Genomic DNA, 12,032 nt, shown 5'->3' with positions numbered 1-12,032 from the left:
ATATAAAATTCAAACCATATTTCTATACTAATAGGAGGATCAGCACAATGATTTCTTCAAATGATTTTAAGACCGGCGTAACGATTGAACTCGATGGTGATGTATTTCAAATAGTCGAATTCCAGCATGTTAAACCCGGCAAAGGTGCAGCATTTGTCCGTACCAAGGTTAAAAATGTCAGAACAGGCGGTGTTACTGAAAAAAAATTCAACGCCGGTGAGAAAGTTCCAAGAGCTCGTTTGGATCGCCGCGAGATGCAGTATCTGTATAAAGATGGTGAACAATTTGTTGTGATGGATAATGAAAGCTATGAGCAGATCATGCTGACTGAGGCTCAAATCGGACAAGAAGTCAAATGGCTCAAAGAAAACATGAATCTGGGCGTACTGCTTTACAATAGCGAAGTCATCGGTGTTGACCTCCCGAATACAGTCGAACTGAAAGTCGTCGAGTGTGAACCCGGCGTCAAAGGTGACACGGCGACTGGAGGTACCAAAGCAGCTACCGTAGAAACCGGTGCAACCGTACAGGTTCCGTTTTTCGTTAACGAAGGCGATGTCCTGATCATCGACACACGAACCGGCGCGTATGTATCCAGAGCGTAAATGAAAAAGTAATACTATTATTGATGGCATAATAGTGACACAGCCAACGTGCGAATTTCTTCGTATGTTGGCTGTTTTTTTACCCGCTAGCAGCAGAATAATGAATTTTCACTAAACCCAATGCTGCAGTTCAACGATATCTAATATATAAGAAAAAATATTCGTTTAAGAATATAATAAAGGAAATTTGCTGAAATAAAGAGAATTTATGTCATTGAATAGAAAGCGATACGCGCATGGAGGACTATTATGTCTGAAAAGCTATTGGTTGTCAGTGATTCACCTACAGATCGGGTAATCATTCAAAAGATTTTGCATGATTCTGAAATCATAACCGCGTGTGACAGTTCGGAAGTAAGGCGTCATTTAGACGAAAACCCGGACATAGACTTAATTATTCTTGATATCACGATGCCCAATATGGCCGGCTTTCAAATACTGAATGATCTGAAGTCGGATACCCGCTATACGAACACGCATATACTTATACTAACAAATTATGATGAACCGGAATCTGAGGTCAAAGGGTTGAAATTAGGCGCAGCCGACTATATCCGAAAACCGCTTAATACGGAATCCCTAAAGGTCCGAATCGGTATCCATCTCAAATTGATACGGATACAGCAATTATACGAACAAAGGATGCATGAGCACAGCGTGACCTTTGATGCGCTGTTTCAGCAAGCACCGATTGGGATAGCAATTTCCCATGCTGGAGAATCGCTGACTGCAGGCAGTAATAACTGGATCAGTATCAACCCCATTTTTGAACAGATAACCGGAAGAACCAGCGAAGAGATCATGGAACTGGGGTGGGAGAAAATAACCCATCCTGATGATCTTGTTGCAGATAGGAATAACTTTGAGAGATTACAATCGGGACAAATCAGGAGCTATGCGATGGAAAAACGCTATATTCGGCCTGATAACACCATGGTGTGGGTACATATGATTGTTGCGCCGATTAATTTAAGCGGCAAGCATAAGTCCAGTCACATTTGTCTCATTCAGGATATTACTGAACGGAAGGCGATTGAAAGAGTGGTCAATGAAAGTGAACGGAGTAAGGCCGTTTTACTGGATAATTTGCCTGGGATGATGTATCGTTGTTTTTTTGATAAAGACTGGACAATGCAATATGTATCCAATGGCTGTTTTGAACTGACCGGGTATAGTCCGGGAAGACTCTTGTATAATCGGGATTTATCCTATAATGATCTGATTTTGCCTAAATATCAGAATTGGCTGTGGGAAAGATGGGAAAAGGCAGTTTACGAACATACCAAATTGACGGAAGAATATGAAATCATTACAGCATCCGGAGAGACGAAATGGGTATGGGAACAGGGACAGGGCATCTATGATGAAAATGGCCAAATTGTTGCCTTGGAAGGGCTTATTATTGACATCACGGATCGTAAAAATAATGAAATAAGACTGAAGTATTTAAACGAGAAGAATCCGGAAACTGGGCTGTTAAACCTGAGGTCATTTGAACTAATCTATGCCGAGAACTATCATCTTGATACAGAATCAAAGCGTGCGGCAATCATGGTTAACCTTCGCCGATTCAGTGCGATTAATAGTGTCTATGGCTATCGTTTTGGGGTAAAACTGATCCAGGATATCGCAAAATGCCTGATATCACTTGTTTCTGAGGATCGTTTGCTGTTTCATATTGCTAATGACCAATTTGTTTTCTATATGGTAAACTATCGGGATAAACAGAACCTTAACCATTTCTGCGAAAGAATCATTCGGACTCTGGATACGGGAATCGCTCAAAAGACGTTTTGCTTTAATATAGGCATTCTTGAAATAGACAAATATACGTGTGATGATGCTGAAAATGTCTTAAAAAGAGTAATGAGTGCCAGTAAGCAGATTAACGACCATGAACGGTTCGGATACTGTATCTTCAGCAACGCGATGGAACAGAAACAACAACGGGAGATTACCATACTGAATGCATTAACAGAGACGTTAAGCAAAGAACAAGATCCTTCTTTGTTTATGGTTTATCAGCCGATTCTTGACTTTAAAACAAATGAAATAGCAGGGTTTGAAGCTTTGGCCCGTTATAAGAATGACGATCTTGGGGAAATTTCACCGATTGAATTTATTCCAATTGCAGAGTCTTCTCAACTGATGGGGCTACTAGGCAAACGGATCATGCGTATCGTTTTTGCTTTTGCCGCCTATATCTCGCGGGAAGGATATCATCCGATTGCGTTTTACATAAATATATCCGCAATTCAGCTGCTCAGCGAAACATTTCTGTCTGACGTTAACGAGTTGATCAGGGAAACAGGCGTCGTGCCGAGAAATCTCACTTTTGAAATAACGGAATCGGTCTTCGCCAATAATTATCAAGAGATTAACGAAAAGCTGGATAAGTTAAAGACGATGGGTATAAAAATTGCGATCGATGATTTTGGAACAGGATATTCTTCACTTGCGCGGCAAAGAGAGTTGAACGTCGATTGCTTAAAGATTGATAAATATTTTATCAATAAACTCATCCATGTGCGTACTGAAAATGCGATTACCGGTGATATTATATCCATGGCCCATAAACTCGGACACTGGGTCGTAGCGGAAGGTGTTGAATGCGAAAAACAAAGACAATACCTGATGGAAAACAACTGCGATATGATGCAGGGATATCTTTATAGTAAACCGCTTGCTGAACAAGCAGCAATTGATCTGTTGAACCAATCGGTTAATCATTGCAGAATCCGCTATAAGGCAAATTGAGTGTCAATTGAAAATTGCCGGGGGAGATTTAATGAAACAGTTGTTTATCAAAGAATCTTTTATGAAAGTATTATTTGACGCGATTCCGGCATGGATTTTTGTACTGGACTCGGAGTGGCGGGTTAATGCAGCAAATCAAGCAGCAAGAGAATTCATGGACAGTTCGGAAGAAAATTTTTTACTTCATCGTTGTGGCAGTGCAATCGGCTGTATCCATCAGAACGACGATCCCCGGGGGTGTGGTTTTAGTTTATATTGCCGTGATTGCGTCATCAGGAACACAGCAATTGAAGCGATCCACGGGACTTCGGTCAAACGATCAAAAGGAAAACTGGCATTAATTTCGGGAGAAGAATTAAATATTTTAGTCAGCTCTTCGCCGGTAGTGTACGAGGGGCAGAATTATTCCGTGACGGTCATCGAGGATATATCCTTAATTGCTGAGCTTCAGGGTTTAATTCAGATTTGTTGTTCCTGCAATAAAATACTTGATGATAATGGCTATTGGAACCGCTTAGAAAGATATATTGAAGAACATTCTGAAGCAGAATTCTCGCATGGTATATGTCCCGATTGTATAAAAAAACTGTATGGCGATATCATCAAGACCTAGTGCCTTGTTAACTCTAAAACTGTAATATAATTGTGAGCAGATTTCTTGTAAGACAAGGCGGTCGCTCCTTGCCATCCATGGCATCGCGACACTAGGCCATCCTTGGCCGTCGGAGGCAAGGCATACCGAGCGTATGCCGATTAACGTCCACGGATGGACTAATGCCGCGGACACCATGGAGGGTGTAGGAGCGGCAAGACAACGCAGTATTACATGAAATCTGCCGCAAGGATGTACAGGAATTAGAGTTTACATGGCACTAGTACATTTTTTTCTTCACGACCTCTTCTGGGGTCGTTTTTTCTATGCTTTAATACTATTTAATTCTAAAAACATTTTTAAGGTCATACCATCTAATACAGGGAGGCTTGACCGATGGCTGTTACAATTCAGGAACGTGATATCGGAATGACCCGCTGGCTGGGGAAAACAATTGGGGAAATTGTCCATAAGGCTGTTATTTCGCTGCCGGAAAAGGAAAGCATCGAAGAGATCCGCCTTCGGGTAAACCAGCCAATTATGCTGAGAACCGGAAAAAGCGACCACTTTCTCTCGCCTACAGGAAATGTTGGAGCCAAAGATAATGCGTATATTGTGAGCAAAGAAGATCTTATCGAGGTTCTTGAAAAAATGACCTATAGCTCCGTCTACGCAGCGGAAGAGGAACTGAGGCAAGGATTTTTAACTCTGCCGGGAGGTCATCGGGTGGGGATTACCGGTGAAGCTGTTGCCGAGGGCGGTAAAATCAGAATTCTCCGCAGTATTTCTGCTCTGAACGTGCGTATTGCCAGGCAGCCGGATATCCAGGGATTTCATACTCTTCGTTTCCTGATAGACCAGAATAAAGCGATCTATAATACCCTGATTATCTCTCCGCCAAGAGCAGGAAAAACAACAATACTGCGTTTTCTGATTAAAAACTTAAGCGACGGCGTCCCGCAGCTGGGAATAAGAGGACAGACGGTGGGTGTTGTTGACGAACGAAGTGAAATTGCCGGGATGTGGCAAGGGGTGCCAGCTTTTGATCTCGGCTGTCGAACCGATATACTGGATAGATGTCCAAAGGCGCAAGGAATGATTATGCTCATTCGGGCGATGGCACCGGACATTCTGGCAGTGGACGAACTGGGAAGCCCGGAAGATGCATTCGCCCTGGGGGAGGCTGTGCGCTGCGGGGTAAAAATCCTGGCAACAGCGCATGCCCGTTCACCGGCTGAACTGGGAAATCGGATACTTCTTAAAAACCTGCTCGAAACAGAGGTATTTGAGCGTATTGTTGTTCTGAGTAGAAAAAACGGTCCGGGTACACTGGAAGGGGTGTACGACATGGCAACAGGCATAAACATCATCTCCAAAAAAGAAGCAATGTGCTGAAGAAGGTCCATTCACTCTTCGGAGGACAGATAAAATGGTAATTCTGGGTTATATCGGAATGATCGTTGGGTTTGGCTGCTTGGGAATGATCAGAGCAGCCCAAATAAAGAGGCGTCCGCAGGAGATCAGAGATTTGATCAATGCGCTGGCCCTGTTGGATACGGAGATATACTGGGGCGTCGTCCCATTGCCGGAAGCATTCCGGGTACTCAAGGAAAGGACTGATTTACCTTGGAAAAGCTTCTTTGCCGCACTTGAAGCAGAAATCATGAACGGCACGAACGCCTCTGCGGCTTGGGAAAAGTGTATCCGTGAGCAAAGACGCTGCAGCAGCTTGCTGGACGAGGATTGGAAGGTAATCCGTTCGATCGGTCAAGGGTTAGGTCGATCAGACCGTAATGAACAGCATAAACAGTTGGAACTGGGTCAACGCCATTTGCAGGCAGTCGATGAAAAAGCTCGAAAACAGGCGGATGGGAAAGCAAAAATGTGGTCATATCTGGGATTCTTAGGTGGAATGGTTATCGTCATCATGATCATATAAGGAGGAAGAGTTGGACGATGGACATAGACCTTATTTTGAAAGTGGCTGGAATTGGTCTTTTAGTCGGGATATGTGCTCTGGTTTTAAATGAAGCGGGAAAGAAAGAGCAGGCTCAGATGGTCACGATAGCCGGTGTCGTCGTTGTGTTGTATATGGTTATCCAAGGGATTTCGGATTTATTTGTCCTGGTTAAAAGCGTATTCAATTTGTACTAGGGGGCTCGGATCGTGGAAATAGCACAAATTGTAGGGCTGGCAATCATTGTCACAGTCCTGGGAGCCGTCTTGAAACAAATCAAACCGGAAATAGCACTCCAACTGAGTATCCTGGCCGGGGTCATTATTTTTATTCTCGTGATGGGCAGGATCAAAATCGTCATCGATTTGCTGGAGAAACTGGCGGATCAAGCCAATATCAGTTCGTACTATTTACTCATCGTCCTTAAAATTGTTGGTATCGCCTATTTAACGGAGATCGGCAGTCAAATTTGTCGGGATGCAGGAGAAAATGCCTTAGCAACCAAAGTGGAAATTGCTGCAAAAATCTTTGTTGTTGTACTGGCTATTCCAATCATTACGGCAATTATGGAGTCTTTAATAAAGCTGCTGGCATAAAGAGAGGGGAATGGCAGATACGATGATCCATAAGCAGAGAAAGAGATTCTTTATTTGCTTTTGCGTGATATATGCGGCAATTTTTCTGATAGGTCCTTATGAGCATCCGGCGCTGGCGGCTGGGACGGAGAGCATAGGCATATTTCCCGAATCCGAATTGGCGGACGAAAAATTACGTGCTGATGCAACCACGAATGAGGCTGATGCAGCCAACGGAGCTGGCTCTTCTGCGGAAGTTGATCTATCGGAGGAAATCGATCTATCCGAAGTAAGAGGGTTTTTTAATCAGCTGGATCAGGAAATCCAGGAAAGCATGCCCGAATTTTCCCTGGGCAAGATCTTTGAAAATATAAAAAACGGCCAATTCGAATATCGATTCGAAAATATCGGTAGAAGTATATTATCGCTCCTGTTGAAAGAGGTTGTAACGAATGCACCGTTAATTGCTAAACTGCTTGTGTTAGCTGTTATCTGCGCCGTAATCAATCAGCTGCAGACGGCTTTTACCGGAAATATAAGCAAGGTTGCCCAAATGATGGCGTACTTAGTGCTCTTGGCGTTGGCCATCACTTCGTTTCGTATCGCCGTGGATGTCGGTACTGAGGCGATTGACAAAATGGTATCATTTATGCAGATCGTGCTGCCGGCAATGTATATGGTCTTGATGGCCATGGGTAATCTCACCAGCACCGCCCTGTTTAAACCGATCGTCATGGGCAGCTTGGCGGTTTTGGCAACGGTTATTAAAACAGTGGTCTTACCGCTGTTCTTTTTCAGCATTGTCTTAAAACTATTCAATAACATTTCCGCGCAGTTTAAACTCAGTAAACTGGCGTCACTTCTGGAATTCTGCGGTAAACTGGGTATCGGTATTGTCATGACGGTATTTATCGGGGTGATGACAGTTCAGGGTGTCACCGGCGGCGTGGCCGATGGGGTTACTTTGCGTACAGCAAAATATTCGGCTGATCTGATCCCTGTTGTCGGTAAGTTCTTTAAAGACGCTGTGGAGATTGTGGTCAGCTCCGGTCTGCTGTTAAAGAGTGCTTTAGGTATCGCGGCGTTGATTGCGATTCTAATTATTACCCTGCTGCCGGTTATAAAAATTGTGGCGATGATGTTTACCTTTAAATTGGCAGCCGCCTTGGTGGAGCCTCTCGGTGAGAAAGAATTAGCTGACAGTCTGCAGGATATGGCAAAGGGATTAATGTATGTATTCATGACGATTGCTTCGGTGGGCATCATGTTTTTTATGACCATCGTCATCGTCACAGGCGCCGGTAGTCTCGCTGTCATGTTGCGATGAGGTGGAAAATGATATGGAAGGTTTAAAAATTCTGATACGAAATCTGGCGGTTATACTTCTGCTTGCTTCTTTTTTAGAAATGCTTCTTCCCAATAAATCCATGCGCGGATTTGTGCAAATGGTGATGGGACTGTTTGTCATTGCCGCTATTTTAGATCCATTAGCGGGAATCTTAAACTGGGAAATAGATAAAAAAGTACCGGCATGGATCACCGATTCAACAGCGGATATGCCCGTCCTTGCCGCCGAAGATGATAGTCCTAATCAATCAGAGTCTGTGGTCAGGCAACAATACAATAAAATTTTAGTGGATCAGATTGAACTGCTGGCGGCAAAAATCGACGGGATAAACGAGGTTCAAGCCGTCGTTGAACTCGAAGACAGCAAGGGGGGATTTACAGATTATCCCAAAGTTAAAAAAGTCATCATTCAATTTAGCCGGCAGAATTCTGGCATTGAGCCGGTTGAACCGGTTGAGCCGGTTAACATCGGAGAGATTGGATCGAAAGAAACAGATACCACCGCTGATTCACCGGAAGCGCTGGCCATCAAAAAGCAGGTATCTGCCTTTATGGAAATACCGGAGGATATTATTGTTGTTCAGGAACGATAAGTAATTACGATTCCGAGACTGTTGAAAAAAGGAGTGAGGAATAATGGACCTGAAGAAAATGATGACGGATAAGGTTACGTTGGCGGTCATCTTACTGATCGTCATTGCTGTCATCTATGTCGTTACCATACGAGACGATGAGCCTGCAGCAACAACAGAACCACTGGCAGATATGGCAGCAGCGGTACCGAATGCAAATTCAGGCTATAGTGCTTTAGAAAAGAATCTTGAGGAAAAGCTGGCTGTAAATCTGGAGAAGATAGATGGCGTCGGTAAAACAAAGGTGTTGATTACGCTCTCTTCCGATGTCAAAAAACTGTATGCCCGAAATGAAAACACGACACAAAAAAAGGCAAAAGAGACCGATAAAGCAGGCGGAGTTCGGGAAACAGAAGAAATAACTAAAAATAGTCAAATTGTTGTTGTTGGTGATGAGGCGCTGGTGATCACGGAAGAACGTCCGGAGGTAGCCGGTGTTCTAATTATTGCTCAGGGTGCAGCGAATCCCAAAGTGAAAGAGCAGATCTTTGAAGCGGTTAAAACCCTGTTAAGTATCGAACCGGCGAAAGTCAGCGTTGTACCCATGGGAGGGAGTTAAATGCTGATATCCGAAAAGACACAGCGGGTTATTTCTTTCATAGCCTTAATTGGACTTTTTGTGATTATTGGTGCTGTTGGATATGCCATCGTCACCTATGTGTTGGCTAATGTCAATGCTGAACAAAAGGAGGAGACGAATGATCACGTCTCTTATGCGTTGGCGGCAGCTTCAGAGTCCGGATCCAGTGGCTTTTCTTCAGAATTAGTGAATTTGACAAATAACACGGGTCAAAATTATTTTGTTGATTATCGCATAAAACGCGAGCAATACCGACAGGAAAAGAAGGTAATGCTGGAGCCGCTTCTGATCGCTGATTTTGATGAAACACGCAGAGAAGCTCAAAAAAGCTGGCTGGCGCTTTGTGAAAAGATCAGCCAAGAAGGAGAGTTGGAAAATGTCTTAAAGATTAAGGGCTATAAAGACGTAGTTTCAGAGGTAAGTCCTCATAAAGCCTCTATTACGGTGCTCTCGAATAAACTCACAGAGAAGGATATTATTCAAATCAAAGCAGTTGCTGCAGAGATTACAGGTTTCACAATGAAAAAAATAGAAGTGACTGCCATTAGCGAGGATAAAGACGGAGAAACAACAAAATAGCCCGATATATTACAAATTGGATGTCGGATTTCAGGTAAGGGTTTGCTGGAGCGGGGGATTCTGTTATAATGTTACCATCAACAGGTATAAGTAGGAAAAATGAAGGAGCGCGATTGATAGTGGAAAATTCTAAAATAGATAATTCAATCGGTTCAGTTCGGATCGCCGATGAGGTTGTGGAAGTTATTGCCGGAATGGCGGCTTCTGAGGTGGAGGGTGTTGCTGAATTAACCAGCGGTTTTGTTGTAGACATTGCAAATATGTTAGGCAGAGGAAAAAATCAAGCCAAAAGCTCAAAGGGAATCAAAGTTGAAATTGACGAAAAAGAGGCTACAGTTGATTTGTTTTTAGCTGCGCAATACGGGTCATCAATACCCGATGTTGCTCAAAAAGTACAGTTTGCCGTTAAAGAAGCCATTGAAGGGATGACGGGACTGACGGTCAATGTCATCAATGTGCACATCCAGGGAATCGCTTTCAAGAATGCAGCAGATGTTAAGGAGACCAAATTTTTTAAAGATAGCAAAGAAAAGAAAGACAAGGACTCCAAAGAGAAAGACTAACGGTTCGTAAAAACCACATGATTAAGTAAAGTCCGCGAACAGACGCCTGACCATTAGATTTTCTAAATTGGATCAAAGAGGTGAGAGTGCAGTTTGCACGCTATGTGTGACTGACACAGGAGATGGGCAACTTTTGGAGGAATATCGGAGAAAAAATCACTCTTTTTTTTGCATGGTGCCTGGACAACCATCCTGGTAAACTGTTCGGCTTTCTTATTGGCTTTTTTTTAGCACTCGCGTTTATAATTTTAGGGTTTTGGCAAACCCTTCTCTTAGTTGTTTTATCATTCGGAGGATATTTCTTGGGTAAATGTTGGGATGATGGAGCCTGGCCTCCCGCAATCAACAGCGTCATACATAGAATATCATTTCGGGGCAAAGATAAAAGGTAGCAATTGATTCCGGAGGCAGATCCATGAGTAAAAAAATGGGCAGAAGAACCGCACGGGAGACCGCGCTTCAAATCCTGTATCAGGTCGATCTGACAGGAGAATATGATCATCGGGATAATATACTTCAGCATTGGGTACAGGAATTTTCCGTTCCTGATAACTTGGCAGAATTCATCAGGGAACTTGTCGAAGGCACCCTGAACAATAAAGAAGAACTCGATCAAAAACTTGCCGCGACATCACACGAGTGGGCACTGGACAGAATGAGCAACGTCGACCGTAATCTCATGCGGCTTGCGGCATATGAAATGCTGTACTGCCCGGAAACACCGCAGCGTGTGACACTGAACGAAGCGATTGAAATCGCCAAACGTTTTGGCGGAGATGATTCCGCAAAATTCATCAATGGTATTTTGGATAAATTAATGGATGCCAGTGAAAAATAATAGATATGTTCCCACAGGGAAGAGATGAAGCAGTATGTTGTTTTTAGGTATCGATACGAGCGCTTATACATCGTCGGTTGCCTTGGTCGATGATGAAAATAATCTCATTTGGGAAGCACGGCGAATTCTAGAGGTTCCGGAAGGGGAAAAAGGACTGGCCCAATCGGAAGCTCTTTTTCATCATGTCCGTATTTTACCGGAACTGATCGCAACACTTCCCACAAATCTGTGGCAGAATGTCGGCGGTATCGGTGTAAGCGCGGCACCGCGTCCGGTCGAAAATTCCTATATGCCCGTATTCTTGTCCGGGATGGGCATTGCATCCACCTTGGCCAGCGCGCTCCAAGTTCCACTGATAAAAACAACCCATCAGGAAGGCCATTTAGCCGCCGGTATCGCATCTGCTGAAAACTTCAACGCAGCTGAATTTTTGGCTGTCCATCTGTCGGGCGGAACAACCGAAGTATTACGCGTTCAGAAAAGAGAACGTGGCAAAATCGATCCCGTCATCCTTGGCGCCACGACGGATTTGCATGCCGGTCAGTTTATCGACCGCGTCGGCGTTCGTTTAGGACTTACTTTCCCGGCGGGTAAAGAATTAGAAAAGCTTGCGCTGAGAGCAGCTCCTGGATCAGCGTCGCTGCTTCCGTCTTCAGTCAAGGGCTATGAAATGAGTTTTTCTGGTGTAGAGTCAGCCGCGCAACGGATGATCTCGGATCAAAAACGTCCGGCGGATATTGCCCAAGCCGTATTGGGGTGTCTGGTCAGAACGTTGGACAAAGTGCTCAAAACTGCAGTACGTGATACAGGACTCACCAACATCCTTATTGTCGGCGGCGTTGCTTCAAATAAATATATTCGCACTGAATTGACCAAGAAGCTTCAGGCACAGGCCAAACTTTATTGGGCAAAACCGGAATGGAGCTCGGATAATGCCATTGGAGTCGCTATGCTTACGCGAGAAACAATACTTAAATGATTAAATACGTTAAATATTTCATACATCG

15 protein-coding genes are annotated in these 12,032 nt (G+C 43.9%); all 15 read left to right on the top strand.

From position 1 onward, the window contains the following. The first annotated feature begins 47 nt into the window (after positions 1-47). Complete coding sequence (efp, locus tag LPY66_RS12520; RefSeq protein ID WP_337984666.1) at positions 48-605, top strand: elongation factor P; 558 nt, start codon at positions 48-50, stop codon at positions 603-605. Between the two features lie 249 nt (positions 606-854). Next, entirely contained in the window at positions 855-3,362 is a 2,508-nt protein-coding gene (locus LPY66_RS12515) for an EAL domain-containing protein (RefSeq protein ID WP_337984665.1), read from the top strand. Positions 3,363-3,393: 31 nt separating this feature from the next. Further along, on the top strand, positions 3,394-3,975 hold the full coding sequence (locus tag LPY66_RS12510) for a PAS domain-containing protein (protein WP_337984664.1): 582 nt from the start codon (positions 3,394-3,396) through the stop codon (positions 3,973-3,975). Positions 3,976-4,350: 375 nt separating this feature from the next. Next, positions 4,351-5,349 carry a stage III sporulation protein AA gene (gene spoIIIAA, locus LPY66_RS12505; protein ID WP_337984663.1) on the top strand — a complete coding sequence of 333 codons (999 nt, stop codon included), beginning with the start codon at positions 4,351-4,353 and terminating at the stop codon, positions 5,347-5,349. A 34-nt stretch (positions 5,350-5,383) separates the two neighbouring features. Further along, positions 5,384-5,893, top strand: a complete 510-nt coding sequence (locus LPY66_RS12500; protein ID WP_337984662.1) for a stage III sporulation protein AB — start codon at positions 5,384-5,386, stop codon at positions 5,891-5,893. A 17-nt stretch (positions 5,894-5,910) separates the two neighbouring features. Further along, entirely contained in the window at positions 5,911-6,108 is a 198-nt protein-coding gene (gene spoIIIAC, locus LPY66_RS12495; RefSeq protein WP_337984661.1) for a stage III sporulation protein AC, read from the top strand. A gap of 12 nt (positions 6,109-6,120) precedes the next feature. Further along, positions 6,121-6,507: a stage III sporulation protein AD gene (gene spoIIIAD, locus LPY66_RS12490; RefSeq protein WP_337984660.1), complete on the top strand. Its 387-nt coding sequence runs from the start codon at positions 6,121-6,123 to the stop codon at positions 6,505-6,507. 10 nt (positions 6,508-6,517) lie between these two features. Continuing rightward, positions 6,518-7,813, top strand: coding sequence for a stage III sporulation protein AE (gene spoIIIAE, locus LPY66_RS12485; RefSeq protein ID WP_337984659.1), 1,296 nt, complete (start codon positions 6,518-6,520; stop codon positions 7,811-7,813). A 13-nt stretch (positions 7,814-7,826) separates the two neighbouring features. Next, positions 7,827-8,426, top strand: a complete 600-nt coding sequence (locus tag LPY66_RS12480; RefSeq protein WP_337984658.1) for a stage III sporulation protein AF — start codon at positions 7,827-7,829, stop codon at positions 8,424-8,426. 43 nt (positions 8,427-8,469) lie between these two features. Continuing rightward, positions 8,470-9,024 carry a stage III sporulation protein AG gene (locus LPY66_RS12475; protein WP_337984657.1) on the top strand — a complete coding sequence of 185 codons (555 nt, stop codon included), beginning with the start codon at positions 8,470-8,472 and terminating at the stop codon, positions 9,022-9,024. Beyond that, positions 9,025-9,624, top strand: coding sequence for a SpoIIIAH-like family protein (locus tag LPY66_RS12470; protein WP_337984656.1), 600 nt, complete (start codon positions 9,025-9,027; stop codon positions 9,622-9,624). A gap of 119 nt (positions 9,625-9,743) precedes the next feature. Beyond that, on the top strand, positions 9,744-10,187 hold the full coding sequence (locus LPY66_RS12465; RefSeq protein WP_337984655.1) for an Asp23/Gls24 family envelope stress response protein: 444 nt from the start codon (positions 9,744-9,746) through the stop codon (positions 10,185-10,187). Between the two features lie 122 nt (positions 10,188-10,309). Then, positions 10,310-10,579 carry a DUF2273 domain-containing protein gene (locus LPY66_RS12460; protein WP_337984654.1) on the top strand — a complete coding sequence of 90 codons (270 nt, stop codon included), beginning with the start codon at positions 10,310-10,312 and terminating at the stop codon, positions 10,577-10,579. A gap of 23 nt (positions 10,580-10,602) precedes the next feature. Then, positions 10,603-11,025 carry a transcription antitermination factor NusB gene (gene nusB / locus LPY66_RS12455; RefSeq protein WP_337984653.1) on the top strand — a complete coding sequence of 141 codons (423 nt, stop codon included), beginning with the start codon at positions 10,603-10,605 and terminating at the stop codon, positions 11,023-11,025. Between the two features lie 34 nt (positions 11,026-11,059). Then, a complete protein-coding gene (locus tag LPY66_RS12450) occupies positions 11,060-12,004 on the top strand; it encodes a Kae1-like domain-containing protein (RefSeq protein WP_337984652.1) in 945 nt (314 codons plus the stop codon). The last annotated feature ends 28 nt before the right edge of the window (positions 12,005-12,032 follow it).

The sequence above is a fragment of the Dehalobacter sp. DCM genome (assembly GCF_024972775.1).
Lineage (GTDB): Bacteria > Bacillota > Desulfitobacteriia > Desulfitobacteriales > Syntrophobotulaceae > Dehalobacter.
Note: the sequence above shows the minus strand (reverse complement) of the source record. Positions and strands in the feature narration are given on the sequence as shown.

Bases quoted from the DNA above. Each gene is read 5' to 3' on its own strand.
- LPY66_RS12460 (WP_337984654.1), top strand. From the start codon at position 10,310: ATGGGCAACTTTTGGAGGAATATCGGAGAAAAAATCACTCTTTTTTTT.
- LPY66_RS12470 (WP_337984656.1), top strand. From the start codon at position 9,025: ATGCTGATATCCGAAAAGACACAGCGGGTTATTTCTTTCATAGCCTTA.
- spoIIIAA (WP_337984663.1), top strand. From the start codon at position 4,351: ATGGCTGTTACAATTCAGGAACGTGATATCGGAATGACCCGCTGGCTG.
- spoIIIAC (WP_337984661.1), top strand. From the start codon at position 5,911: ATGGACATAGACCTTATTTTGAAAGTGGCTGGAATTGGTCTTTTAGTC.
- nusB (WP_337984653.1), top strand. From the start codon at position 10,603: ATGAGTAAAAAAATGGGCAGAAGAACCGCACGGGAGACCGCGCTTCAA.
- LPY66_RS12515 (WP_337984665.1), top strand. From the start codon at position 855: ATGTCTGAAAAGCTATTGGTTGTCAGTGATTCACCTACAGATCGGGTA.
- LPY66_RS12510 (WP_337984664.1), top strand. From the start codon at position 3,394: ATGAAACAGTTGTTTATCAAAGAATCTTTTATGAAAGTATTATTTGAC.
- LPY66_RS12450 (WP_337984652.1), top strand. From the start codon at position 11,060: ATGTTGTTTTTAGGTATCGATACGAGCGCTTATACATCGTCGGTTGCC.
- efp (WP_337984666.1), top strand. From the start codon at position 48: ATGATTTCTTCAAATGATTTTAAGACCGGCGTAACGATTGAACTCGAT.
- LPY66_RS12480 (WP_337984658.1), top strand. From the start codon at position 7,827: ATGGAAGGTTTAAAAATTCTGATACGAAATCTGGCGGTTATACTTCTG.
- LPY66_RS12475 (WP_337984657.1), top strand. From the start codon at position 8,470: ATGGACCTGAAGAAAATGATGACGGATAAGGTTACGTTGGCGGTCATC.
- LPY66_RS12500 (WP_337984662.1), top strand. From the start codon at position 5,384: ATGGTAATTCTGGGTTATATCGGAATGATCGTTGGGTTTGGCTGCTTG.
- spoIIIAE (WP_337984659.1), top strand. From the start codon at position 6,518: ATGGCAGATACGATGATCCATAAGCAGAGAAAGAGATTCTTTATTTGC.